The sequence below is a fragment of the Pseudomonas serbica genome, assembly GCF_028823535.1.
GTDB lineage: Bacteria > Pseudomonadota > Gammaproteobacteria > Pseudomonadales > Pseudomonadaceae > Aquipseudomonas > Aquipseudomonas serbica.
Map to the genome: position 1 here is coordinate 167,593 of NZ_JAQIYM010000013.1, position 25,881 is coordinate 193,473.

Genomic DNA, 25,881 nt, shown 5'->3' on the forward strand with positions numbered 1-25,881 from the left:
GGTGTGGCCTCCCCACTCAGGCGAGTTACCGCTTTTGCAGACATTCCTGACTGCCGGCAATGGGTTGGATGCGCGAACAAGTGGACGGATTTATTCTATCGCCACCTTGTGGAAAATAGATCCGTCCCCGTTCTCACGGTCCCCGTTCTCACGTTCTCACGTGGTGCAATGCTCACGTCGTCAACAGTTCAGGCACCTGGTAACCGAACAGGATCGGGCTGCCACGTCATTCCCTGACACCTCCATACAACCCCTCCCGCCGATCCCGATGCAAATCATTGCGTGCACTGATTCGCTTATTGCGCGCCTCACCAAGATTCAGTGCTGCCAATAAAATCTGCTCACTCCCCTGCTCCGCCGGCCCTGCCAAGGGATAACCATCCGCATCGACAATCACCGAACCCTGCACCCAACCAACACCGCGTTCATGCCCATGCCGATCACACGCAGCAATAAACATCCGATTAACCGAAGCATTCGCCTGAACCCGCACCACTTCCGCCGGACGTTCAGTAGGTGGCCGCGGTCCATCCGGCCAATTAACCGGCGCGCAAAGCAATTCAGCACCCGCCAATGCCGGAAGTCGCACCCACTCGGGGAACTCCAGGTCGTAGCAAATCAACATCCCGATTCGTCCATGAACCGTTTCGACTACCGGTGGAGCGGCGTTACCCACACTGAAAATTTCAGACTCAGCATCCCAAAGGTGCGCTTTGCGGTACACGGCACGCAAACCCTTTGCGTCGATCATCGCCGCGCTGTTGGCCAGTTCATCACCTTCCAGCCGCTCGCAAAAACCGCCGACCACGACCAGGTTCAGTTCACGGGCGAGCGCCGTCCATAGACGCAAGGTCGGTCCTTCGGTTGTTTCTGCCAAGGAAAAGGCTTCGTCACGGTCGTTGAACACGTAGCCGCTTTGCACCAGTTCAGGCAGCACCACGATTTGCGCTCCTTGACGCGCCGCCGAACGAATAATGCGTTCGGTGAGTGTGCGGTTGAACGCGAGGTCGCCGATTTTCGGCGCCACCTGGCAGCAAGCAACTACAGTATTTTTTGCAGTGTTCAACGCACCTCCTCCACAGTGAGTTTGGTCATGGAGATGATGTCGCCCTCGGTAATTGAATCGATGACCCGACGTTCCGCCGCGAGGTCCAGCGATCGACTGAGGATAAAGTACGTCAGGCCCGACACCATCAAGCCCACCAGCCAAGCGATGTCCACGCCTTCGAGCATGCGTGCCAGCGGGCCAACAAATACTTCTTTGTTGGCCGCGGCATCGAAGATGTAGAAGAACGGCACCATCGCGGCAAAGCCGATCAGGTACGAGACGATGCCGCGAAATTGCCAGGCGCCGTAAATGCCCTTCGGCGTGAAGAAGTGCGGGATCGCGTAGCGGCCTTTGCGCACGAAGAAGTAGTCGACCAGATTGACGGCGGTCCAGGGCACGAGGAAGTACAGGAGCAGTACGAGGAAGGTGTTCAGCAACGCGATGCCGTCGCCTTTGATCGACAGCACGCAGGTCAGCAGCACCACGCTAATCGCAGTGATGGACAGGATCCGGGCGCGGGGTGTCGGGGTGATTTTGTTGATTGAGTCGACGCCTGTCAGCAGCGTCAACATGGCGCTGTAGGTGTTGAGCGCGATGATCGGCAGGAACCCCGCCACCGAGACGATCACCAGCACATTGCCCAACCCAGGAATCATCGAAGACCCGACCTGGCTCAACGCCACCAGCGCGTCCACCGCTTTAAGCTGCTGCGCCAGCCACGCGCCGAGGCCGATCATCCAGCTGCCGGACAGCGAGGCTCCGATGAACACGGCAGCGATCAGTTTTGGTCTGCTGGTGTTTTTCGGCAGGTAGCGGGAGTAGTCGGAGACATAGGGCGCATAGGAAATGTTGTAGCTGGCGCCAATGGCAAACAGCGTGGCGAACGCTACCCAGTTGAAACCGAGGTCCGCCGCTGGGGTGACGCCCTCTTGGCCAGCGCCGAACATCAGGGCGATGGTGACCAGCGCGTACAGCGGCAACGTGGCCAGCAACGCCCATTTGAAGGCTTTGTGCATCAGGTCGTGGCCGTAGATCGACAGCAATGCGCCGATCAGCACGACCGCCACCGCGACTATGGTCGGGTCGATGCCGAACACATGTTCGAGGCCGTTCATGATCAGCGAGATGTTCACCACATTGAAGCCGACGAACACAAACATCGTCGCCATCAGGGCCAGTATCACGCCGCGATAACCGAATTGTGCACGGGACTGGATCATTTGCGGCAGGCCCATTTCCGGACCTTGCGAACCGTGGAAGGCCATGAAGATGGTGCCGAACATGATGCCCAGTGCGCCGGCCAACATAGTCCACAGCGCCGACAGGCCGAGGCTTGGGCCGACGAAACCGATCGAGATGGTGAAGAAGTGGAAGTTGCCCAGAAACCAGAAAGGTCCCTGGCTGCTGAGTTTGGCGTGACGTTCGTTTTCCGGAATGTAATCGATCGAGTGGCCTTCGATGGCCAACCCGCCGCTCGCTTCAAGGGCGTGCGCAGACTGTGGGGACCCTGACATATGAATGTTCCTATGCTGGCAATTGTTGTTTTTCTGGGCAATGCGCCGGTTTCATTGCAATGTAGGAGGTTGGTCTGAACGGTAAAATATCGCAGGCGCACTGTTTACATAGATTCGCGCCTATGTAGCGAAACTCGGAGGCATACATGCTGGGCACTGTATCGGAACTGGATTTGCGTCTAATCCGGGTCTTTCTGACTGTAGTTGAGGCGGGCGGTATCTCGGCCGCGCAGACAGCGCTCAATACCACTCAACCCACCATCAGCGCGCAATTGGCGACGCTGGAAGCGCGGGTGGGATTTCGCCTGTGCGAGCGTGGGCGCGGTGGATTTTCGGTGACACCCAAGGGTGGGCAGTTTATCGACGCGGCGCGTCGGTTAGTGGCGGCGGCCGAGGGCTTTCGGGTTGAGGTTCAGCACATCAATCGCAAGGTATCGGGCAATATCAACATCGGCTTGCTTGGTCAAATCGATCCGTCCGCCAACAAAAACATCGCCCTCGCCATTGCCCGTTTGCGATCACGACATGAGGGGTTGTACTTCCACTTCACTGAATTGTCGTCCTCCTTGCTGGAAGAGAAAATCATCAACGGCCACATCGACCTGGCCATCGGTTACTTTTGGCACCGCTTGCCCAACATCGATTACTACCCCTTGTTCAAGGAAACCCAAATCGCCTACTGCGCCCCTGCGCACCCGCTGTTCGCCCACGTGGGTGCACTGACCCGCGATGACGTGCGCGATTACGACTGGGTCTGGCCCAGTCATCCTTTGCCGGAAATGCCCCCACCCACCAGCATCGAACGCTTGACGGTGCTCACTGACAGCATGGACGGCGCGGCTCTGCTGATCCTGTCGGGCCAGCATGTGGGCTTTTTGCCCCAGCACTACGCGGCCAAACATGAACAACTGGGGCAATTGCATCCGCTCAATCCTGAGCTGTTGCGCTATGAAGTCGGCTTTCATGCGGCCGTTCGCCATTCGGCGCGGCAACGGGAGTTGGTGGGTGCATTCCTGGCGGAGCTGATCGAGATTTTCGCAGAAGGGTGAGTCCAGAAACAGTCCGAACGCCAGCGTCGAGATCGACATTAGTTTCAGCTGCGGATTTCACCCACAGGCCTGATATCGATCTGCTGCGTCGCTGCATCGACGCCGGCCTGGTCAAGGGCGAGGATTATTCACTCACCAATTGGATTACCGTCTTGCCCTTGCCGCGGCCTTGCGCGACCTGGCGAAATGCCTCGTTGACTTCTGACAGCTCAAAGTGCTGTTGATCCACGCGGATCGTCAGTTGACCGGCATTGGCCAACGCGGCGGCCTCGCGCAGAATAGCGCCATGGTGTTCGCGTCCTTTGCCGGTGAGCAAAGGCGCCAGGGTGAATACACCCGAGTAGGTTGCACTTTTGAACGACAACGGCGCCAGGCTGTGCTGCCCCCAACCCAGGCAGCTCAGCACGTGCCCGGTATAAGGCTTCACGGCCTTGAATGACGCATCCAGCGTGCTACCGCCTACGGTGTCGTAGACGATGTCGAAACCTTCACCAGCCGTATAGTGCTCGACATAGTCCTCTACGCTCTGCGCCTGATAGTCGATGGCCGTAGCCCCCAGCGAGCGAATGAAGTCGAGACTCGCCGCCGAACCGGTGGCGTAGACGTCGGCACCGCGAGCCTTGGCCAGTTGCACAGCCACCTGGCCGACCCCACCTGCGCCGCCATGAATCAGCACACGCTGACCGGCACGGACATTGGCACGATCTACCAAACCTTCCCATGCGGTAATGAATACCAAAGGCAATGCAGCCGCCTCACGCATGTCGAGAGTGGTCGGCTTTGCCGCGATCAGCCGGGCATCCACGGCAATGTATTCGGCCATAGTACCCTGGGCACCGCCGATCCCGCCGGGCATACCGAAGACTTCCTGGCCCAGGTTGAAACCTTCAACCGCCCCGCCCAACTCGATAACCGTGCCGGCGAGATCCAGGCCGAGCACTGCGGGTAGTGCCTGACGGGCGTGAGCCCCTGCGCCGGCGGCGATCTTGGTATCGAGAGGGTTGACCCCTGCCGCGTGAACCCTGACCAGCACCTGCCCCTTACCGGGTACAGGGCGATCGATTTGGCGGACAGCCAGAGGGGCCTGAGCGGACTCGGCGATAGCGGCAAGCATGGAGTGATTCATGATGGGCAACCTCTGATCAAGTGGACGCTTACAGATTGCCGCGCGTTCATCATTCCGATAAGAGACTAAATTGGCATATAACTTATTCCACAAAGAGGTCTAATCGCCGATGGACTTGTTCGACACCATGCACATCTTTGTACGGGTCGTGGAACGCGGGTCGTTTTCTGCAGTTGCTCGCGAGCTGAACATGGGGCAGCCGGCAGTGAGCAAGCAGGTGCGCGCTCTGGAGCAGTATCTGGGCGGGCCATTGTTCGCCCGCAGCACCCGGCACCTGGCCCTGACCGACGAAGGGCAACGCTTCTACAGCCACTGCCAGGAGATTCTCGGCCACCTCGAAACCGCCACACGCAGCTTTACCAGCGGTCAGGAGCAGATCGCCGGCCCTCTGCGAGTCGCTGCACCGGTCAGCTATGGGAGGTTGTGCATAGCACCGCTCATAGGGACTTTCCTGCAGCGCCATCCAGATGTCCGGATCGACCTGCGGCTGAGCGATCACAACGAAGATCTGCTCAAGGAAAATATCGACCTGGCCATCCGGATTGGCGCGGTGAAGAACGAGGGATTGGTGGCCGTGCCACTGGGTACCAGCGCGCGGCGGGTCTATGCCGCGCCCACCTATCTGGATCGACACGGACTGCCACGCGAGCCCAATGAGCTGACAGGCCACAACTGCATCGGTTTCACATTGCTGGAGCATTACGACAGTTGGCATTTCACGCACATCGGGCAAGAGCTCGATGTAGCCATCAAAGGCAACGTCACCAGCAATAGCAGCGAGGCCATCCGTGAAATGGTTCTCTGCGGCTTGGGTATTTCCCTTTCTCCAGAATGGCTGTTTGCAGCTGACGTCGAACAGGGCAGCGTTCGTATCGTGCTCGACGATTATCAGACCACCGCACTGCCTGTCAGCGCTGTGCTCAGTCGTGAGCGACGACGTTCAGCGCGGACGATGGCATTCATCGATTTTCTCCGCGAGCGCTTATCGTAAAACCGCCTATCACCAGGCTTCTGTCGAGCGTTCGCGTTGGCTCGACTCCCCCCTTCAGACAGGCCGTTAATCGACCAGGAGTTGCCACCCAGATCGCCGCTCAGACTGTTTTACACGTTAACCAGGCACCCCAGAACAGGCTGCTGAAAAAACGGGTAGCGTCCCCAAAACCCGCATCATGCAAAAGCTTCTGAACAGCCGCCTCAGAATGTGGAGGGTCAGCGCCTTGAAGAATTTTCCCAAGTTTGACTTTCACTTCATCCGGGCTGGCTCCGTGCTGCCGCCAACGTTGCCCCCAGGCAGCGAGGAGTAAGGGCTGGCTGGCATAAGCATAATGATTGCCGGCGACAATCAGCGCAGCTCCCGGTTTGAGTCGAGCCCGAATGGATCGCAGAATTTCTCCCTTGGCATCATCCCCATCGAGATGATGGAGTACACCGATCAAAGTGGCTGCGTCGTAGGACTCATCGGCGGGCAAGTCTTCAACGTGCCCAAGGTGCACGTCCGTTCTTTCAAGCAGGTTGTTTACGGCTAACTGCTGTTTCGCGGTTTGCAGCATCGGCTCAGATGGATCAACGGCGGTGAAGCGCCAGCCCGGCTCAAGCCTGGCCATCGCGATGATCTCCTGCGCCGTACCGCCAGCGCCGACGACCAGTATTTTGGCCGAGCCGACATTTTCAAGGCTTGCCGCGAGCATGCACGCCACCAAATCCTGGCAGGCGTCATAACCGGCCAGTGCAATACGGCTCTGTCGTCCGTACTCATTGGCCCGAGCGCTATCAAACTTTTCAGCTGATTCAAGTGGTGATTTCAAGGCGGTTCTCCATGTCCTTGAATTAACTTAGGTCATAAAGATCGATAATAAAAATTCATTAATTTTATCCACTGCATTCCCACCAGGAATGTCAAAGCACCGCGGCAGGCCTTTGATCAGGTGCTGGCCTGGTCCTCAAATTGCAGGTGCGCCCACGCAATGCAAGTGGTCACTGCGTGTGCCAAACAAATGCAGATGCGCTACAACTCATAGAACGTCGGAGTCCTCACAGAAAGCGAGCGAATGTGGATGAAACGCAATCTCTGCGTCGTCAGGTGTGTCCGGTTCGCATCTGCTTCGCTCGTCATGCTGGCCACCGGTGCAGTGACAGAGGATCTCGAACCCAGGTCCTACGCCAATACACCGGTCGGTATCAATTTCCTGCTCATGGGCTACAGCGATCTCCATGGCAACGTGACGGCCAATCCCTCGATCCCGCTTGAGGATGCCAAGCTCAACATCCAGACAGTCGTGTTTGCCTACGCCAGGTCCCTGGATGTCTGGGGCCGCTCGGGAAAGTTCGATATCGTCGTGCCCGAGGCGAAATTGACCGGCTCAGCCTTGCTGGCCGGTGAACCCAGGAAACGTGATGTCACCGGGTTGATCGATCCAAGATTTCGCTTCTCGGTCAACCTGTATGGCGCCCCGGCGATGTCCCTGGCCGAGTTCCCCAGTTACCAACAGGATGTGATTATCGGCACCAGCCTGGCGATCACGGCGCCATTGGGCCAATACGACGACAGCAGGCTGATCAATCTCGGCAACAATCGCTGGTCATTCAAGCCTGAACTCGGGGTGTCCAAGCGTGTGGGGCAAGTGACCCTGGAGTTGTCCGGTGCGGGAACCTTTTTCACCGACAATGACGAGCTGCTCGGCAACCACGTACTGTCCCAGGACCCGATTTACCAGGTACAGGGGCATCTTATCTATGCGTTTGAAAACGGGATCTGGGCTTCGCTGGATGCGACCTGGTTCGAAGGTGGGAAAAGCGCTGTCGATGGGATCAGTAACCACGATTATCAGGAAAACTCCCGCTACGGCTGTACCCTCACGCTGCCCTTGAACCGCAACCATTCCATAAAGCTCAACGCGAGCAAGGGGGGCTATACCCGCACGGGCAGCGATTTCGATGCGGTTGGCATGGTCTGGCAGTATCGCTTCGGCGGTGGGCTTTGACGCTGTTCATGGGCCTTTAGCCTGGGACAAAGGCCTGGCCACCTGCTCCAACGCCCGACGCTCAGCCGCCACGCCCCACACCGCTTGCACCAGCGCCGCCACACACATCAGCGCCGCGCCGATCAGATAACCGATCAACAGACTGCTGCGCTGCTGGGTCTGGATCAGTTGGCCAAACAGCATCGGCCCAATGATGCCGCCCAGGCCCGTGCCAAACGCATAGAACACGGCGATGGCCAGGGCGCGGATTTCCAGTGGGAAGGTTTCTGCAACGGTCAGGTAGGCCGAGCTGGCCGCCGCAGAAGCGAAAAAGAAGATCACCATCCATGCCGCGGCTTGCTGGGTAACATCCAGCCAACCCTGCTGGAAGGCATAGCCACTGAGCGCCAGCAGAACTCCCGATGTCGCGTAGGTGAAGCTGATCATCACCCGTCGGCCGATCAGGTCGAACAGACGCCCAAGCAGCAGCGGCCCGCAGAAATTGCCCAGTGCCAGGGGCAAGACGTACCAACCGACCTGCTCGGCGGGCACCTGGTAAAAATCGGTGAGCACCAGCGCATAGGTGAAGAAGATCGCGTTGTAGAAAAAGGCCTGCGCGGCCATCAGGGTCATCCCCACCAGCGCCCGGCGCCGGAAGCTGACGAACAGGGTATGGAAGATCTCCGCCAGCGGCGTATGGTCCCGCGCGTGCAGGCGCAGGGGTTGATGGGTTACGGCCGGCAACTCATGGTCTTGTTCGCGCAGACGCGCTTCGATGCCTTCGACGATGAGTTGCGCTTCATCGTGTCGACCATGGATCAGCAGCCAGCGCGGGCTTTCCGGTAGCCACAGGCGCATCACCAGGATCACCAGGCCCAGCATGGCACCGATGCCAAAGCACAGGCGCCAGCCCAGGTCGCCGCCGACCACCTGCGGGTCCAGCAGGACGATGGCTCCGCCGGCGCCCAGCGCGGCGCCTAACCAAAAGGTACCGTTGATGGTCAGGTCGACCCAGCCGCGGTAGCGTGCCGGGGTGAATTCCTGGATGGTCGAATTGATCGCCGTGTATTCGCCCCCGATGCCCATGCCCGTCAAGAAGCGCAGCAGCAGGAAGCTTTCCAGGTTGAAGGAGAACGCCGTGGCCGCCGTGGCGCCCACGTACAGCCATAAGGTGATGAAGAACAATTTGCGCCGCCCCAGGCGATCGGTCAGCCAGCCGAACAGCAGCGCGCCGATCACCGCGCCGGCAATATAGATGCCGCCGGCCAGGCCGATATCGAAGTTGCTCATGCGCAGGTCGGGGCTGTTTTTCAGCGCGCCGGACACCGAGCCAGCCAGCGTCACTTCCAGGCCGTCGAGCAACCAGGTGATGCCCAGCGCGACCACCAGCAGGGTATGAAAGCGGCCCCACGGCAAGCGGTCCAGGCGGGCTGGAAGATCGGTTTCGAATATCGTGCCGGCTTGTTGGTGGGTCATCGCCACAACGGGTCATGTGCAGTGCGTTGTGAGTTAGGAGTCAGCCCCAGGATCGGGAGTTCAAAATTCCACTGCCGCACAAGGCAGGGGCAGGATTGATTCTGTAAAGGCTGGCTTGCCAGCGATGGCGATCCCAACGACGCCATCGCCGGCAAACCGGCTCCTGCAGATCCGTGTTGCTTAACTTCTGACGAAAGCCAGCAGGTCGGCGTTGATGGTATCGGCGTGGGTGGTCGGCATGCCGTGGGGGTAGCCGGAGTAGGTTTTCAGCGTGCCGTTTTGCAACAGCTTGGCTGACAACGGCCCGGAGTCTTCATAAGGCACGATCTGGTCATCATCGCCATGCATCACCAGCACCGGGATCGTGATGCTCTTCAGATCCTCGGTGAAGTCGGTCTGGGAGAAGGCCACGATCCCGTCGTAATGGGCAATGGCACAGCCCATCATGCCTTGTCGCCACCAGTTCTGGATGTTGCCCTCGGACGGTTTCGCACCCGGGCGGTTATACCCGTAGAAAGGCCCCGCCGGAATGTCACGGTAGAATTGTGCGCGGTTGGCCTTGAGCTGCGCCTGCAGGTCATCGAACACCGACTTGGGCAAGCCGCCCGGATTGCCTGGGGTTTGCACCATCAAAGGTGGCACGGCGCTGATGATGACCGCCTTCGACACGCGGCTTTCGCCGTGGCGGGCAATGTAATGGATGACTTCCCCACCGCCGGTGGAGTGCCCCACATGCACGGCCCCGTTCACGCCAAGATGGTCGACCACGGCGGCGACGTCATCGGCATAGTGATCCATGTCGTGCCCATCCCATACCTGACTGGAGCGCCCATGGCCGCGCCGGTCGTGGGCAATCACCCGGTAGCCGTTCGCCAGGAAAAACAGCATCTGGGCATCCCAGTCGTCGGCACTCAATGGCCATCCGTGATGAAACCAGATCACCGGGGCATCGCGCGGCCCCCAATCCTTGTAAAAGATCTCGACACCGTCCTGCGTTGTGACATACCCCATGTTCGCGTCTCCTCAATGAAAGGTTACACCGCTTGGCCGCCAAAACACCTTGGGACTAACGACAACTTCAAGGTCAATGGGTTTTGGCTGGAGTGTGAGAATAGGCGAACTGGCGAAAACCGGCAGATGTTCAAACCATTGAGAATCACGACTGCCGGACAGTCGCTCGATGTGCTCGGCATCGGAAACAATGAATTATGCGTTGCTGCCGACCTCTACTTCCAAGCACTGCACAGAGAGCGGCTTTCACGAAAATAAGCGAGTCGTTGTTAGTGGGAACCACTATTCCAGCCCCCGCCAAAACCATGATCTGACAGGCCATGTCGTTCTCGAAATTTCTTTGAATTTTTTCTGACACCGCCACTCCTTTGTCTATGAGCGAATGGAGGGGGATCTCATGAACACGGGTCTTTTTGTCATTGAATACAAGCTTCATGGGGAGCCCAAGTCATTCATTATCAGGACGACGATCAAGCGCAGCGCTGATGCATGGCACTGGGCAAGTTGTGATGCAGGAGTGGCACCCATACCCAAACCGGGAAGGCCGCCGCTTAAGGTCGTCTCCAAGCCTCAAGCCGAGAAGTACGGGATCAGTGACGTGACATGGCGCAAGACAGCAACCTTGAACTGGACAGAGGTGGCAACTTGATGAGCAGACTTTTTTACGGCAGGTATTGATGAACTGCCTATTTTGCGAACAAACCAGGTGTCAGGAGGTTTTATGAGCGCGCAGTCAATTGAGTACCATTTCGAGGTCTACGAGGAGTCTTTCACCAATGCCCCTGTTTGGAGCGTTGAAGCATCAACGCCCTTCCCCGCTGTGTCGATAGGTGATCGTTTCAATCACGTAGGTCTTGACGTTGCCTGGGGCAGGACGGCCACCGACGAAGAGGAATATCGAGTGGTAGACATCGACCACTATTTTTCGCAAAGCGAGGGCAAGCTTGCGTACAAGACCATGGTGAAACTGATGCTGAAACACCGCAACCAGATCTATTGAGGTTTTCGCTCCCGTTTGGTCAGTGAACTTCCCAATGACTTTGAAGTGTTCGACTTTGCCAGGCTCGCCCCCTTGTGCTTTGTATTGAGTGAGGCCAGATCACTGAGAAGCCTGCCACACGGCAGGCTTCTTTTGGGGGCTCAGTTCAGATGCGTTTTGAGCTCCAGTGCTGCCTGACGCACCGCAGCCTTGACCTCGGGAATCGAACTCAGCGGATTGAGCAGGCCGAAGTCATGGATCATGCCGTTGTAGCGCACTGAGGTGACCGGCACACCCGCCGCATCCAGATGGCGGGCATAACCTTCACCTTCATCACGCAATACATCGAACTCGGCTGTTTGCACCAGGGCTGCCGGCAGCCCTTCAAGTTGTTCGGCGCTGGCGTTGAGCGGTGAGGCGTGAATCTGTGCGCGCTCGGCCGGGTGGGTGGTGTAGTTGTCCCAGAACCACTGCATCATGCCCTTCGTCAGGAAGTGGCCCTCGGCAAATTGCTGATACGAGCCACTGTCGAAGCCGGCATTGGTCACCGGCCACATCAGTAACTGAAAGCGCAGGGCGGGGGCTTTCTGTTCCTTGGCCATCAGCGCCACGACCGCCGCCATATTACCGCCGACACTGTTGCCGGCTACCGCCAGCCGCTTACCGTCGACACCGATGTCCTTGCCATGTTCGGCCACCCAGCGGGTCGCGGCATAGGCCTGATTGATCGCGGTCGGGTACTGCGCCTCTGGGGACGGCGTGTAATCGACGTACACCGCGACGGCACCGGAGCCAACCACCAGGTCGCGAATCAGGCGTTGGTGAGTTGGGAAGTCGCCCAAGACCCAGCCACCGCCATGAAAAAACATGAACACCGGCAACTCACCCTTGACCTTGGCCGGGCGGACGACTTTCAGCTTGATGATTTGCTCTCCCACCGCGATTGAGCGGTCGCTGACTTCGACCCCGGACAGATCAACCTTCACCGAGGCCTGTGCACCGGTCAGAACCGCACGGGCGTCCTTCGGGCTCAGTTGCTCCAGCGGTTTTCCGCCACCGGCCGCCAGGGCTTCAAGGAAGGCTTGGGTATTGTGCTCGACGCCAGGGCTGCCTGCGGCAAAGGCATTGTCCAGGGAAAGAGCCAAGAGGGTGGTGGCCAGAGTTTTCTGGATGGTGCCCATGGGTAATCCTTTTTAGTTGTTTGAGTTTGAATGATCCAACGATGGCGCCGGCAAGTTCGGCCGGCGCTTTTTATTGATTTGTTACTCGATCAGCGGAACGTTGGCGGCTCGTTTGTACGGTCCGTACTCCAACGGCACCCACTCGAAATGCTTGTCCACGGCGCTGATATGACCGATACCGGGGAACGGCAAGTGCGCGGCCGCCACCCAGGTTTTGCTCGCGGCAGCGGCACTGAACACCTGGTTGCGACTCTTGATCGCTTGCTGATTGTTGACGTCGAACCCGATCGACACCTCCGGGTGCAGGAACTGCACGGCGAGGTTGTGCACCAGGTCCCCCATGAACAGGATGCTCTGCCCCTGGGAGGTGAAGCGGTAAGTGCTGCTGCCCGGCGTGTGTACGGTCTCCAGTTGGGCCTCGACCACACCCGGCAAAGGCGACTGACCCGGGGAGAAGGTTTTGAAGCGCCCCGCAGCGATGTAAGGTGCGGTGGAGTCCTGCGCGATCTTGAAGAAGCCTTTGGCCGCCTCCGCAGCTTTAGCCAGCGCCTGCGGGTCCAGCCAGTAATCGGCTTCGGCCTTGGCGGCGTACACCGTGGCATTGGCGAAGATCGGCTGCTGCTGACCATCCACCAGACCGCAGACATGATCCAGATGCAGGTGCGTGCGCAGGATGGCATCGACCTGCTCCGGCTTGTAGCCGGCGGCTTGCATGTTGGCCGAGAGCTGGCCGGCGGTGGCACCGATGCACTGCCCGGCCCCGGTGTCGACCAGAATCAGTTGTTTGCCCGTATTGATCAGGAAAGCGTTGAACGCCGTCTGCACGCCCGGTGTTTCAATCGCACGACGGGCGAGCAGCGCGCGGATCTGACCCTGGCTCATGCCCTGCAGCAGCTTCGGTGAAAGATCGTTGTAACCGTCGAACAGCGCCGTCACTTCGTAATCGCCCACCGCCAACCGGTAGTAGCCGGGGACCTGAGTGGACTGAATCGGCGCCTGAGCCTGGGCGCCAGCCGAAGTCAGCACCAATGCCAGGCCAAATCCACGCAGTGTGCAAACCAGAGAATGCTTCATGCCTCACCTTTGATCGAGTCAGAAAGCGGCTGATCACGTCAGCCGAGTAAACTCGATCATGCACCTGCCCAACACCTTGAAAATTGCAGCGATGTGCTAATTTTGCGCAGGGGTATGACACGGCATATGAATGGACGTCGACCATCGGATCTGTCGAAAATCCGCAACGGTTCACCCGCCTGTAGCGGTGTGCTGTCCAACGCCTGTGACAAGGCTCACTTCATAACTCTTAAGGTTTGCTTAAGGACTTTAAATGTCGCCGGCGGACAGACTTTCCTGAACGATCAGGAGAGCCACCATGAACCCGCAATCGGTGAATACAAACCATCCATGCCCTGGTGTACGGCCGTTGGGCGCCCTGTCCGGCTGGCAGGAGCACCGGGCCAAGGAACTGATGCTGCGTGACATGGGCAGCTGCGTTCGCATCAGCGCGATTGCCGAACACTGCAACCTGTCCCGTAGCCATTTTTCCCGGGCGTTCAAAAAGGTTACCGGCCACTCGCCGCAAGGCTGGCTGGTGATGATGAAAATCGAAAAGGCCAAACGCCTGCTGATCTCCTCGATGCCGATCACCGATGTCGTCTATGAATGCGGTTTCGCGGACCACTCGCATTTCACCCGCACCTTCAGCCGCCTGGAAGGGATAACACCCAAGGCATGGCGCCGGGCCTATGATCAAGCAACGAGCCACCCTGCCCCGCCACCCGTAATTGATCGAGACATACCCCACTGGAGCATTCGCGATAGCCTGGTCGACGGGCGAGAACTACACGCGTGAAATGATCGAGATCAACTAAAACGAACGCCTCCCCTTGGCCGCTCATGCGGCCTTTTTTCATCCGGCGCTGGCCGGTGCCAGGGGCAGGTTGAAGCAAATCCGTGCGCCCTGCTCGCTGTCCTGAACCACCAGTGTCCCGCCGTGTGCACCGATCACCGACCTGCAGATGGCCAGTCCCATCCCCATGCCGCTGCCTTTGGTGGTGTAGAACGCATCGAAAATCTGCTCGCGCTGGTGAGCATCAATTCCGGGGCCATTGTCCTGGAAGCAGACCTGGACATGTGCGTCCTTTACAACAGAGCCGATGATGATGCGTCCATCGGACAACCCTGCTCCGGCGATGGCCTCCAGCGCATTGGTAATCAGGTTGAACACCACCTGCTGGATCTGCACCTCGTCCGCCGGCACCTGGCATTGCGCATCGAGCCGGGTTTCCAGGCGCACTTTGCGGTTAGCCAGGTCGGTGGCGCTCAAGCGCACGACCTCTGCGATCAAGCTGTCTATTTGTACCGGCAACCGCTGCAACGGCGCCTGCTTGGCGAGAACGCGAAGCGCCTGGACAATGTCCGCGGCGCGGGCGCTGTCTGAGTGAATGTCTTCCAGCCCCTGAATCGCCTCCTCCAGATCGGGCTGATCACGCTTGAGCCAACGCAGGCTGGCCGAGGCATTGGACACGATGCCCAGCAGCGGCTGGCTGATTTCGTGGGCAATCGAAGCAGAAAGCTCGCCCATGACCTTGAGGTGCGAGCTACGCGCCAGTTCCGCGCGGGAGCTGCGCAAGTCCGCCTCCATTTGCGCGTGTAGCCGGTTATCCTCGACCAGCTGTTCATACAGCTTGGCGGTTTGCAGTGACACGGCGGCCTGAGAGGCGAGAATTTCCAGCATGGTCAGGCGCTGGGCGTTGAACAGTTTGGGGACCAGGCTATTTTCCAGATAGACCAAGCCGATCAACAGGCCTTGTTTGAGCAACGGCAGGCATAACACCGACCGCACCTGGCGCTGTTGCAGATCGGTGCTGTAGGCCTCGGGACAATCGGCCTGGGCGTCGTCGAGCACCAGGGTCGTGCGCGTGCGCATCGTGGCGTTGAGCACCGAGGCCGGCGCCATCAGTTCGAGCGGTTGCGCGCAGGCCAGAGTGACCCGCACATTGCCGGCTTCGACCGAAGCCGTCGCAGCCAGTTGCAGTTCGGCGCCGCTGACCATCATCAGCATGCCATTGTCGGCACCGGCCTGAATCATCAAGTGATTCATCAGGGTTTCGACCAGTCGCTCGAGCAGAACCTCCTGCGACAGTGCTCGCGCCGCTTCGATCCCCACTTCAAGATCGAGGCGGACCTGAGTCATGGGCCGGACCGGTTCAAACGATGGCTGCGCACTCAGGAACGGGTGCAAGGTTTCCAATAGGTGTGCCTTGCTGTTGGCGCCCCACTGGTTGTAGCAATCGCGCGCGACACGCAGGTGGTGGTTGGCACCCGACACCAGCCCGTTGGTTAGGCAGATATCGGCCAGCTGTTCATGGGCCAGCGCCTGCTCATGGATGAAACCTGCCGCCGCCGCAGCGATCTGAGACTGATCGAAACAGCGGATGGCTTCCAGCTCCTGACCGCGCAAACGGGCGATGACACCCTCGATCAGCAGCAGTTTATTGCGGAAGGTTATCGGGTTGAGTTCGATCCACGGCAGGAACCGCAGGCGTTGCCGCTCAAGTTTTTCCAGTTTTGCCGCCACCTCGCCCGGCGCTTGCGCACTCCCCAGCGCCAGGCTGTAGAACAGGTAGTAATCGGCGAGATTGATATGCGCCGGAATGGACCAGGCGAGCGCGGCGGCTTCTTCGAAACGTCTTAATGCGTAAGGGATATCGCCAAAATAAAACGCCGACATGCCTGAATACAGCCACGACCAGAACAGCGTCGGCTGCGATACACGGGTACGGTCGATGGGGCCGAAACGGTCATGTTCGACGCCATCCAGTTCGGCCAACGGCCGATGCAGGCGCCCGTCACGCAGATCGGTGGCGAAGGCCTGTTGCGCCAGCAGGATACGCTCGATATCGATGTAGTGAAATTGCCGCACCCACGCCAATCCATGCTCCAGTTCGCTCAACACCCCTGGCAAGGGTTCGCCCATGAACAGCAGGTCGGAACCGATGTGGTTGCAGGCGTAGCAGGACATGCCCAGGTCGCCGCCAGCCTGGCCGCACTCGAATGCGGCGAAGGCCTTCTGTCGAGCGTACGCCATCGGTCGCGTCCACGGGCTGACCTGATCGAGCGCCACCAGCGTGCCTGTGCGCCCTGCTTCGTAGCCGTGCTTGTCGGTGAGTTCAAGCGCCACTTCGGCGAAGGCCTGCCCGTCCACATATTCGCCATAGCGTTCGGCAATCATCACGCCAAACCAGGCAAAACCGTAACCGCTGCTTGGCGTGGTGCCATGCAACAGTGTGAGTTCGACCATTTTTGCCAGATGCAGAAAACGAATGTCGTCGTCGACGAAGAACGAAGAAATCAACGTACTGAGCAGCTCCATGGCCGCTTCGACAGACGGGTCATCGGCCTTGGGCAGATGCACCAGATCGGCGATGCGGCGCGCGCCGACAAAGTCGCGAACCTGGGTAAATGCCAGGGTCAAATCGTTCTGCGAGGGCCTGCGCTGAAGGGGAATATCCAGCAAGGCCAGACCGCTCAACGCCTCGGTGATCGCCCCCTCGTAATCGGAGTGCAGCGTGCGCAAGGTGGCCCGTAACCGATAGGTCTTCGCGCGGTCGAGCACTGTGGTGGCCTGGGCCAGGCACTCGTCGAGGCGGCACTGGGCGCCTTCCAGGTCGGCCAGGAGCATGTCGCACTCGGCAGCCAGCCATTGGGTGGCAAACGCCTGGCTGTAGAGGCTTGACCAACCTGTCTGGCCGAGCAGACGCTCGGCCGTGCGAAGATAGCCCATGGCCTGCTCGACAGCGGCGGTGTCGCGGGCGCGTTCGGCGGCCTCGACCAACAGCTCGACGAACGCGGCGCGGCGATGCGCCTCCAGTTCATCGACGTCAATGCGCTGGACCTGGCTGGCGATTTCAAACACACGCTCATGGATCTGCTCGCCCCAATGATCCAGCATGGCGCCAGCGATACGCGCATGCTCGGCGGCGCGTCCCGCTGAAGCCACAAGCTGACAGGCCGCCTCAAGCACACGGTCGTGGGGAAACACCAGTTGCTCGCGTTCACGCAACAGAAAACCTGCATCGACCAGGCTTTGCACATCACGGGTGATTGGTTGCGCCTCACACGGCAACAGCCGATGCAGCAGTGATTCGTCACAGCGTCCGCCGACATAACCGGCCGTGCGCAGCACTTCGCGCTCCATCGGTGACAGGCGTTCGAGTCGCAATACCATCAAGTCCGCGACATTGTCGGCGTAGCGATAACCGTCGACCTCCTGTTGATTCCAGACCCAACGGCGACCCTGCACGTCAAAGCGCACCAGTCGTTCATCGATCAATGCGCGCAACACTTGGCTGACGAACAGAGGGTTGCCGGCCGTCTTGTAATGCACGACTTGCGCGAGCGCTGCAATCTCCCTGGTATCGGTGCCCAGTTCTGCGCCGATCATCTGTGCGACCGCGGCGACCGACAATGGCCCCAGCATGACACTTGCACAAGGCAACGATTGCTCGCGGCCCAGCACCTCCAGCACTCCCCCCTTACGCTTGAGGGCCTGCGTCTGCGCCTCGCGATACGCCAGGATCAGTACCAGATGCCGGGGCCGCCGGTCGACGAAGGCCTGCAAAAACGACAGCGTCGAATCGTCTGCCCATTGCACGTCATCCACGAACAGCACCAGGGGGCATCCCGGCTGGGCGAAGACTTCCAATACATCCAGCAAGGTGCGGTTGGCGCGCTCGAGCGCATGTCGGGCCGGCATGTTCGGCAGCTCAGCTGTGACCCCGATGACCAGCTCGGCCTCGGGCGCCAGTTCCACCAGAAGCCTGCCCCGCCCCTTGAGCCGTTCCACCAGTTGCTCGCCCAGCGTCTGCAGCTCCAGGGCCGGCTTGCCCAGCAACTGCGTCAACAGCGACTTGAAGATCTGTGCCAAGGGTGCAAATGGAATTTCCTGCTGCAACAGATTGCTTTTGCCGCTGGCCCAGTAGCCTGGCGCCAAGGGCCGGACACCCTGATGTATCAACGTCGACTTTCCGGCGCCCGGCGCGCCACCGACCAGCAGGACCCGAGCAATGCCATCGCTGCCCACCTGATCCATCAGCTCGACCAACTGCGTGCGTTCGGCCTCTCGACCAAACAGCACATCGCCGCGGGCCGAGGAAGGCAACACATCGAAAGCGCCCAGGCGGAACGCGTCGATACGCTTATTTTCCAGCCACTGCTGTTGGCACCAGGCCAGATCGACGGCCATTGATTCGGCGCTCTGGTAGCGGGCACCCGGCTCTTTCGCCAGGCCTTTGAGCAGCACCTGGCAGATGCCTTCCGGCAGATCGGTGATACGAATCGCCGGTGATTCAGGCTGGACAGCGGAATGCACGTGCAGCCATTGGGAAGGGTCACGGGCGGTGAGCGGCAGGTGGCCGGTCAGTGCCTGATAAAGAATCGCAGTCAGCGCGTAGATATCGCTGCGCGCATCAAAACTGGCGGCATCGCGTCGAACCTGCTCGGGGGCCAGGTAAGGCCATTGCTCCAAAGGGGGCAGTTCAACGGCGGGCGCCTCCCCGGCATGGCTGTGAACACTCAATAGTCTGACCGAGTCGCCCGCACCCACCACCAAGTGGTGAGGAAGCAGGCTGGCATGTCGTACCCCCCTCTTCTGGGCGCTTGCCAGCGCGTTGGCCGCCGCTACAGCGATGGCCAGCAAGCGTGCCAGTGGCAGCCCTGTTTCACTGATCAAATCAGTCAGCGGTACCCCGGATACGGGATAGATCAACAAAGGCCCCTCGGCCGAGCGGATGAACGCAACAGGGGCAATCGCCCAGGCCGGATCCAGGCGCAAGTGAAAATCGCGCTCCAGCCGCTGACATAGGGAAGGCCGCTGAATCGGCGCCCGGGCGGCGAGCCAGCGGGTGTCCGATGCACGATCCTGGAGCGTGAACCAGGTCAGGTCGTTTTCCCGGCGCAGCAGGGTGAAGGTGCAACGCTCCAGCCAGGCTTCATCGTGTACGACATCAAGATTGTGCAAACCGGATGCTGAGAGAGAGCTGCTGGGCATGAACAATCACCGCTGAAGATTCGTTTCGGGCTGAGCGGGTGAGTATACGCAAGGCTCTGGCCCGATGGCTGCGCTCGAGCAATCCTGTCCGTTATCGGCACCAGGATGGCAGTTGAGGGCCGCGCCGGCCTGTAGTCTTTGCGCACTGAAATCGCTGCGTGTTATCCCTCGGGATAATTGCATTATGCGAGGCCGTCCCCTAGCGTGTAGCCCTGATGAAACGACGTTTGGGCGTCACTACCGGTCAACGCAGTGCAGAGGAACGTATGATCCGACTCGGCCAAGCCACTATTTCCCTGGAACGGCGTGAAGCCTTTCTGGATGGACGGCCGCTGCGTGTCGGGGGCCGGGCATTCGAAATTCTCTCGGTGCTGTTGCAGGCCGATGGCCGAATCGTCAGCAAAGATGAATTGATCACACAGGTCTGGCCTGACACCGTCGTCGAAGAAAACAATCTCCAGGTGCAGATTTCCTCGCTGCGCAAGTTGCTTGGAGAAAAAGAGTTCATCCAGACGGTCCCGCGCCGAGGTTACCGATTATTGAAAGAACGTGAATCGCCCCTGCCCCTGTTCCATCCGGTATCACCGGGCACCTACGCATCCGAGGATCAGGAGTCGATCGATCCTGACAGCGTGCCGGTGTACATCGTGGATGATGAAGCGTCCGTACGCACAGCACTCAGTCGTTTGCTGCGGGCCGAAGGCATCGCGCACCGGATATTCAGCTCGGCCGAAGAACTGCTCAACGCTGACCTCGACATTGGTCCCGCTTGCCTGTTGCTGGACATCAGCCTGCCCGAGGCGACAGGTCTGGAACTGCAATCGGCACTCGGACAACGTGGGCATCCGTGGCCGGTGATTTTCATGACAGGGTTCGGCACCATCCCGATGTCGGTGCAGGCCATGAAAGCGGGCGCGGTCGAGTTCATGACCAAACCATTCAACGACGAGCAACTACTCGACACCCTGCGCACCACCCGTCAGCGTGCAGCGATGGCATTCGAGCTATGGCGGCGCACTCAGGCCGCCCGTAAAAAAGCCGCTCTGTTGACCCCCCGTGAGTGCGAAGTGCTGCCACTGATCGTGGAGGGCCTGTCCAACAAACACATCGCCAACCGGCTGGGTACCAGCGAAATCACCGCCAAGGTCCATCGCAAACACATCATGGAAAAAATGCAAACGCGCTCGCTGGTGAGCCTGGTCAACCTGTATGGGTTGATTAGCTCGGAGCCGACGTTTGGCTCGCAGAGTCCTGCATGACTACCCACCATGACTGCGCCGCGCCAGGGACATCCGCCAGCGCCATGATCATCGTCTGTATCGTGGACGATGATGCCTCCGTTCGCAAAAGCCTGGCCAATCTGCTGAGGTCGGCGGGATACCACTCTCGGGTATTCATTTCGGGAGAGGAGTTCCTGGCCCTCGAAAACTTCGATGACATCGCGTGTCTGCTACTGGATTTGAAGATGAACGGACTGTCAGGGATCGAGGTCATGCACGCGCTGACGCTCAAGGACAGAAGATTTCCAGTGATTTGCATGTCGGCACACTGGGATGACGCAACGCTGGCCCAAACCAGCCGCTATGAGCCCATCGAATGTTTGCGTAAACCCTTCAGCGGCGAAGCTTTGCTGAGCGCTGTGGAGTCTGCGCTTCGTCGATACGACTGAAGTCCACGCAATGCCCTTGGCTATCCAGTTTTCGATTTGCGACAGCTGGGTCGGCGCTTCGTATTGCACTTTTCCCTTCGCCGGGCGTCCCTTGTTTAAGACAGGCCGACATGGCCTGCCTACCCCGGACAACTGACCCTCAACCAAGGACTCGTGATGACTTTTTTCATTTTTCTGCTCGCCTGCGCAGCGGCCGCCAGCACTGGCATCCTGTTCAAACCGGGCCAGTGGTACCAATCCCTGGTCAAACCCGGTTTCACACCGCCCAATTGGGTGTTTCCACTCGCCTGGACGACCATCTACCTGCTGCTCGCCTGGGGTGGGTACCGGATGACCCTGATTCCTGGCAGTCAGGTGGTGCTGGCGTTATGGGCGGCACAGATCGCGCTCAATACGCTGTGGACGCCAGTGTTCTTCGGCGCGCACCACCTTCTCGCCGCCCTGCTGATCCTGGCGTTGCTCTGGGTGGTGGCCGTGGTGATGGTGGTGATGGCCATGCGGCTCGATGTCATCACAGGCCTGATCTTCTTTCCTTACGTCGTCTGGCTGTGTGTGGCGGCCGCGTTGAATTTTTCCATTTGGCGCAATAACCGCTGAGGCCACCTAGCCCACTGAAGTCGCCCTGGCAGCCTGTGCAGGGTGACGGGATGTCACCAGGCCGATAAAGGAAATCGCCAGCGCCAGGCCAATGGTCGTGCTCACTTCGGTGCGGTGCTCCGGGGTGATCATCATCACCGCCAACGCTGCGCAGATGAACCCGATCACCAGCCAGGTCAGCCAGGGAAACAGCCACATGCGAAAGGTCAGCTCGACCTTCTGGCGCCGCAACATCCGCCGCATGCGCAACTGCGACACGGCAATGGCCAGGTACACCAGCAAGGCAATCGCGCCCGAACTGGCAAGCAGGAATTCAAACAGGCCGGCGGGCATGAAGTAGCTCCACACGGTGATCGCCGCACCCAGCACGGTGCTGGCGATGACCGCTGCCCGCGGCACGCCTTCGCTGGAGGTCGCCTTCAGCGCCTTCGGCGCATCGCCACGACGTCCCAGCGAGTACAGCATGCGCGAGGCGATGTAGATTGAGGAGTTCATGCAACTGGCCACGGCGATCAGCACCACCACGTCCACCATGAACTTGGCGTGGGGGATGTTCATGATTTCCAGTGCGCGCTGGTAGGAGCCCACGGAAGCGAGCAACGGATCGTTCCAGGGCACCACGGAGATGACCACGAAAATCGACAGCAGGTAGAACACGCCGATGCGCCAGATCACCGAACGGGTGGCCTTGGCAATGTTCTGCGAGGGGTTGTCGGATTCGGCGGCGGCGATGGTCACGGCCTCGGTGCCGATGAAGCTGAACATGATGGTGATGAAGGCGCCCACCACCGCCGACAGGCCGTTGGGGGCGAACCCGCCGTGGTCGGCCATCAGGCCGCTCAAGCCGCTGACCTGGCGATCGGGCACCCAGCCCATCAACACCGCAAAACCGACGCCGATGAAACCGATGATCGCCACCACCTTGGCCATGGCGAACCAGAATTCGAATTCGCCGTACTTGGAGACACTGAACAGGTTGGTGATCACCAAGGCAATGATCGACGCCAGGGCGAACAGCCAGGCATCGACCTGGGGAAACCACTGGTTCAGCACATGACCGGCAGCCAGCGCCTCGATGGGGATTACCAGGACCCAGAACCACCAGTACAGCCAACCGATGGTGAAGCCGGCCCAGCGCCCGATGGCCTGGTCGGCATAGGTGGAGAAAGACCCGGTATCGGGATTGGCCACCGCCATTTCCCCGAGCATGCGCATGACCAGCACCACCAGCAGCCCGGAGAACAGATAGGCCAGCAAGACGGCCGGGCCGGCCGCCGCAATGGCATGCCCGGACCCGACGAATAATCCGGCACCGATGATGCCGGCAATGGAAAGCATGGTGACGTGACGAGGCTTGAAGCCCTGCGCCAATTGGCCGTTCGAATCCTTGGAACTCGGGCTTGTCATTGTGTGCACCGCGGCAAAAGATGCGCCACCTTACCCGGCTTTTCCGTCAAATCAGTTACCTGATCGCGCCGCCTCCGTACCTGATCTCGACACGCGCGCGCCATTCGTTCACGGCCAAGACTCATCGGTCATCAACGCAGAGCTGCTGTTTTCAGCTGTTTGCGCGAAACGCCCCGACGGCTGCACCCAGGCTTGCACTGAGGCGCTGCAGGTCGCCATTGGCCATTTCCAGGCGTCCACACTCCTCGGCATTCTGCTCCACCACCAGGTCCACCTGACCCAGGGCAGCATCGACCTTGCAAACCAGCTCATGCTGAGTCGCTGCCGCCTGTGCGATGCTCTGTCCGGTGTGTTCGACACGCGAGATCGCCTCGGTAATCGCGTCCAGCACCTGGTTCGCGCGCGCCGTCAGATCAACGCCCTCGGCGGTCAGGCGCTGGCTGTCACACAGGCTGGCGGCAGTCTGCGCGGTCATCTGGCCGAGACGTTGAATCATGCTGTCGATCTCCCCCGTCGACGCTCGCGTACGACTGGCCAGGGCTCGCACTTCGTCCGCGACCACTGCAAAACCACGCCCCTGTTCACCGGCACGGGCAGCCTCGATAGCCGCGTTCAACGCCAACAGATTGGTCTGCTCGGCGATGGCGCTGATCACGTCCAGCACACGGGTAATGGCCTGGCTTTCTTGTTCCAGCAGGTGCATGGAGCTGGCACTGCTGGTCATTTCCAGCGCCAACCGCTGCAAACTTTGACTGGCTTGTCGTACCAGATCGTCGCCCTGATGGATCAGCTCGCAGGTCGCACCCAGGGTTTTCTGATTGTCTGCGACTTGCCGGGTCACCTGTGCCGCAGCCAGGGTCATATGCTGCATGGACTGCACGACCTGCGCGGCCTGTTCGCGCTGAGCCCGCACGCCCTGCCCTGTGCGCTCGACCATGGCGTCCAGGGTGATGGCAGCACCGTCAAGCTGTTGCACTTCGCTGCCGATGCGTCCGACCAGGTTGCGCAGCGCCTGCATCATCAGGTCGATCGCGTGGCCGAGCTGGCCCAGTTCGTCGTGCCGAGCGAGTAATCCGGGACGCTCTTGCAGGTCCCCCGCCGCCACCCGTTGCGCCAGCTCAAGCATCGACTTCAGCGGGGTAACAATCGAGCGCCGGATCAACAGGCAGGCACCGACACTGAGCACCACCGCCAGCAGCACCATCACCGCCAGTTGCAACTGCAGACGTTGGCGGAGCAATTCGTAGGATTGCGCGGCCCTGACGCGCTCGTCTTCCAGCAGCATCGTCACTTTCTCGGCCGAACTCGACATGTTCAGCTGTTGCGCCATGGCCTGTTCGCCACTGGCGGCATAAGCCAGGAAAGCCTGTCGATATTCGCTGAGCGCGGCGCTGGCCTCATCCAGTGCCCGATGCCGATCGCCGTCGAGTTGCGCATTCAGGCTGTTCAGCGCCGTCGACAGCTCACTGACCCGGTTGACCCAATCGTCCTGGTAGCGCTTCTGCGGGTCCAGGGAAAAAAACAGCTCGCTGTCGCGCAGGTTGGCCAGGCGTTCGCGTAAGGCCACCGCCTCTTCCAGTTGCTGCATGGACTGCGCATCGGGCAACCGCTGCTGCTCGAGATTCAGGTTGATATCGTCCAGTTGGTCGAGGAACACCTCGCCGAAACGCTGCCCCGCCGTCTGCGCCAGCTCTTGCATGCGCAGACGCGCCTGTAACGCCTGCTGGCGCGCCTCGGCATAGGCTTGGAACGCCTTCAGGTAACGCTCGGCGGCGTCCGAAAGCGCAGGTGCGAATTCCTCGCCCACGCCTGCGCGCAACTGACTCAACGCTTGCCCGACCTGCGCGGCAGTCTCCGCCGACGGCAGCAAACCGAAGTCCTTCTCCGCCAGCCGCGCCTGGGCGAGGCTGGCTTTCTGTTGGTCCAGCTCGCGTAAACGGGTGGCGCTGGCTTGGCTGACCTGCACCGCATACCAGGCGCTGAGCGCCATGCCCAGTGTACAGGCAAGCACCAGCCCGAAGCCGAGCGACAGCTTGCCGCCCACACTCAGGCGAATCGTCAAGGCACCGAGGAAATGGCTGGTCATCGGCAGGAAAAACCTGACACCCGCGGCGATGCAGCGATGGAGCGAATAGCCATCGAACGAACCCTCTTTTATTGTTTTTGTTGGCAGACCAAACAACGGGTACAGGTTGCCGGGACAGAGGGGGGGATGACTAATCGCTTGTCGGGATGCGTCCTATCGGCAGGCACAATACCTCAATGACGGGCGAGCGGAACCTCAGGTATTGATGCGCAGGCTCAAGCGTCGACCGGATCGTAGTCGTTCACGTTGGACACCTGGGCATGCAGGCGGCCCAACAACTCGATCAGCGTGTCCACTTCCTCGGCAGACAGCCCGCTGAGCAAGCGCCGCTCGCGCTCCAGTGCGACCTTGAGCACCCGGGCATGCAGGGCTTTTCCGCTGTCAGTCAGGCTGACGGTGTAGCGCCGCGCATCCTTGGAATCGACCTGACTGCAAATGTGCCCGGCCACTTCCAGCGACTGCAGCGAGCGGCTGACCGCACTCTTGTCGAGGCCGATCGTCTGGCAGATTCGATTGGCGGTGATGTCGTTTTCCACGGCCAGCATCGAGAGCATCCGCCACTCGACCACACCGATGCCGAAATGCTTGCGATAGCACTGCGATGCCCCGGAAGAGAGCTTGTTGGAGAGGAAATTCAGCAGTGCAGGGACGTAACGCGTCAGGTTCAGTTGGGCTTCTGCGGACATAGAGCAAACACCTTGGATCGGCGGGGCCTGAATATTAGTTG

General features: G+C 59.9%; 21 protein-coding genes and 1 pseudogene. 9 read left to right on the forward strand and 13 right to left on the reverse strand.

Annotation, left to right across the window (positions count from 1 at the left end):
• Nucleotides 1-226: 226 nt before the first annotated feature.
• Both NQL71_RS21955 and NQL71_RS21960 read right to left on the reverse strand, forming a co-directional pair.
• Entirely contained in the window at nt 227-1,066 is an 840-nt protein-coding gene (locus NQL71_RS21955; RefSeq protein ID WP_077182588.1) for a nitrilase family protein, read from the reverse strand.
• Nucleotides 1,063-2,562, reverse strand: coding sequence for a purine-cytosine permease family protein (locus tag NQL71_RS21960; protein WP_274643277.1), 1,500 nt, complete (start codon nt 2,560-2,562; stop codon nt 1,063-1,065). Before NQL71_RS21960 ends, NQL71_RS21955 begins: the two co-directional genes overlap by 4 nt.
• A 146-nt stretch (nt 2,563-2,708) precedes the next feature.
• On the opposite strand from NQL71_RS21960, the gene NQL71_RS21965 reads away from it, so the two are divergent.
• Entirely contained in the window at nt 2,709-3,611 is a 903-nt protein-coding gene (locus tag NQL71_RS21965) for a LysR family transcriptional regulator (protein WP_077182587.1), read from the forward strand.
• 124 nt (nt 3,612-3,735) lie between these two features.
• Here NQL71_RS21965 and NQL71_RS21970 read toward each other — a convergent pair whose 3' ends face one another.
• Nucleotides 3,736-4,737 (reverse strand): zinc-dependent alcohol dehydrogenase family protein, encoded by a 1,002-nt coding sequence (locus tag NQL71_RS21970; RefSeq protein WP_248686893.1) that lies wholly within the window; start codon nt 4,735-4,737, stop codon nt 3,736-3,738.
• 109 nt (nt 4,738-4,846) lie between these two features.
• On the opposite strand from NQL71_RS21970, the gene NQL71_RS21975 reads away from it, so the two are divergent.
• A complete protein-coding gene (locus NQL71_RS21975; RefSeq protein ID WP_274643278.1) occupies nt 4,847-5,728 on the forward strand; it encodes a LysR family transcriptional regulator in 882 nt (293 codons plus the stop codon).
• Between the two features lie 100 nt (nt 5,729-5,828).
• Here the strand turns inward: NQL71_RS21975 and NQL71_RS21980 are convergent, their stop codons facing one another.
• Nucleotides 5,829-6,542, reverse strand: coding sequence for a methyltransferase (locus NQL71_RS21980; protein WP_248686891.1), 714 nt, complete (start codon nt 6,540-6,542; stop codon nt 5,829-5,831).
• Between the two features lie 249 nt (nt 6,543-6,791).
• Between NQL71_RS21980 and NQL71_RS21985 the strand changes: the two genes are divergently transcribed.
• Nucleotides 6,792-7,718, forward strand: a complete 927-nt coding sequence (locus NQL71_RS21985) for a transporter (protein ID WP_274643279.1) — start codon at nt 6,792-6,794, stop codon at nt 7,716-7,718.
• A gap of 6 nt (nt 7,719-7,724) precedes the next feature.
• On the opposite strand, the gene NQL71_RS21990 is transcribed toward NQL71_RS21985, so the two are convergent.
• Both NQL71_RS21990 and NQL71_RS21995 read right to left on the reverse strand, forming a co-directional pair.
• On the reverse strand, nt 7,725-9,173 hold the full coding sequence (locus NQL71_RS21990; RefSeq protein ID WP_248686889.1) for an MFS transporter: 1,449 nt from the start codon (nt 9,171-9,173) through the stop codon (nt 7,725-7,727).
• A gap of 180 nt (nt 9,174-9,353) precedes the next feature.
• Entirely contained in the window at nt 9,354-10,184 is an 831-nt protein-coding gene (locus tag NQL71_RS21995; RefSeq protein ID WP_274643280.1) for an alpha/beta fold hydrolase, read from the reverse strand.
• A 397-nt stretch (nt 10,185-10,581) separates the two neighbouring features.
• On the opposite strand from NQL71_RS21995, the gene NQL71_RS22000 reads away from it, so the two are divergent.
• Both NQL71_RS22000 and NQL71_RS22005 read left to right on the forward strand, forming a co-directional pair.
• Nucleotides 10,582-10,833 (forward strand): DUF6555 family protein, encoded by a 252-nt coding sequence (locus NQL71_RS22000; RefSeq protein ID WP_077182570.1) that lies wholly within the window; start codon nt 10,582-10,584, stop codon nt 10,831-10,833.
• A 72-nt stretch (nt 10,834-10,905) separates the two neighbouring features.
• Complete coding sequence (locus NQL71_RS22005; RefSeq protein WP_046815126.1) at nt 10,906-11,184, forward strand: hypothetical protein; 279 nt, start codon at nt 10,906-10,908, stop codon at nt 11,182-11,184.
• Nucleotides 11,185-11,324: 140 nt separating this feature from the next.
• Here the strand turns inward: NQL71_RS22005 and NQL71_RS22010 are convergent, their stop codons facing one another.
• On the reverse strand, nt 11,325-12,344 hold the full coding sequence (locus NQL71_RS22010; protein WP_274643281.1) for an alpha/beta hydrolase: 1,020 nt from the start codon (nt 12,342-12,344) through the stop codon (nt 11,325-11,327).
• Nucleotides 12,345-12,425: 81 nt separating this feature from the next.
• Nucleotides 12,426-13,418, reverse strand: coding sequence for an MBL fold metallo-hydrolase (locus NQL71_RS22015; protein WP_274643282.1), 993 nt, complete (start codon nt 13,416-13,418; stop codon nt 12,426-12,428).
• A gap of 298 nt (nt 13,419-13,716) precedes the next feature.
• Here NQL71_RS22015 and NQL71_RS22020 point away from each other — a divergent pair, with 298 nt between their 5' ends.
• A complete protein-coding gene (locus tag NQL71_RS22020) occupies nt 13,717-14,196 on the forward strand; it encodes a helix-turn-helix transcriptional regulator (RefSeq protein ID WP_274643283.1) in 480 nt (159 codons plus the stop codon).
• A 57-nt stretch (nt 14,197-14,253) separates the two neighbouring features.
• On the opposite strand, the gene NQL71_RS22025 is transcribed toward NQL71_RS22020, so the two are convergent.
• Entirely contained in the window at nt 14,254-19,308 is a 5,055-nt protein-coding gene (locus tag NQL71_RS22025) for a trifunctional serine/threonine-protein kinase/ATP-binding protein/sensor histidine kinase (RefSeq protein WP_274643305.1), read from the reverse strand.
• Nucleotides 19,309-19,661: 353 nt separating this feature from the next.
• On the opposite strand from NQL71_RS22025, the gene NQL71_RS22030 reads away from it, so the two are divergent.
• The 3 genes from NQL71_RS22030 to tspO all read left to right on the forward strand — a co-directional run bounded on the left by NQL71_RS22030 (nt 19,662) and on the right by tspO (nt 21,661).
• Entirely contained in the window at nt 19,662-20,654 is a 993-nt protein-coding gene (locus NQL71_RS22030) for a response regulator (RefSeq protein ID WP_248686885.1), read from the forward strand.
• A gap of 44 nt (nt 20,655-20,698) precedes the next feature.
• Complete coding sequence (locus NQL71_RS22035; protein ID WP_046815419.1) at nt 20,699-21,064, forward strand: response regulator transcription factor; 366 nt, start codon at nt 20,699-20,701, stop codon at nt 21,062-21,064.
• Between the two features lie 156 nt (nt 21,065-21,220).
• Entirely contained in the window at nt 21,221-21,661 is a 441-nt protein-coding gene (tspO, locus tag NQL71_RS22040; RefSeq protein WP_077182567.1) for a tryptophan-rich sensory protein TspO, read from the forward strand.
• Between the two features lie 6 nt (nt 21,662-21,667).
• Here the strand turns inward: tspO and gabP are convergent, their stop codons facing one another.
• The 4 genes and pseudogenes from gabP to NQL71_RS22055 all read right to left on the reverse strand — a co-directional run bounded on the left by gabP (nt 21,668) and on the right by NQL71_RS22055 (nt 25,840).
• Nucleotides 21,668-23,068, reverse strand: coding sequence for a GABA permease (gabP, locus tag NQL71_RS22045; RefSeq protein ID WP_077182566.1), 1,401 nt, complete (start codon nt 23,066-23,068; stop codon nt 21,668-21,670).
• A 151-nt stretch (nt 23,069-23,219) separates the two neighbouring features.
• Complete coding sequence (locus NQL71_RS36850; RefSeq protein ID WP_415263852.1) at nt 23,220-24,089, reverse strand: methyl-accepting chemotaxis protein; 870 nt, start codon at nt 24,087-24,089, stop codon at nt 23,220-23,222.
• Nucleotides 24,084-25,154, reverse strand: a pseudogene (locus tag NQL71_RS36855) (HAMP domain-containing protein); the annotation flags it as partial. The gene NQL71_RS36850 and the pseudogene NQL71_RS36855, both read right to left, overlap by 6 nt.
• A 215-nt stretch (nt 25,155-25,369) precedes the next feature.
• Nucleotides 25,370-25,840, reverse strand: a complete 471-nt coding sequence (locus NQL71_RS22055; protein WP_046815118.1) for a MarR family winged helix-turn-helix transcriptional regulator — start codon at nt 25,838-25,840, stop codon at nt 25,370-25,372.
• Between the last annotated feature and the right edge of the window lie 41 nt (nt 25,841-25,881).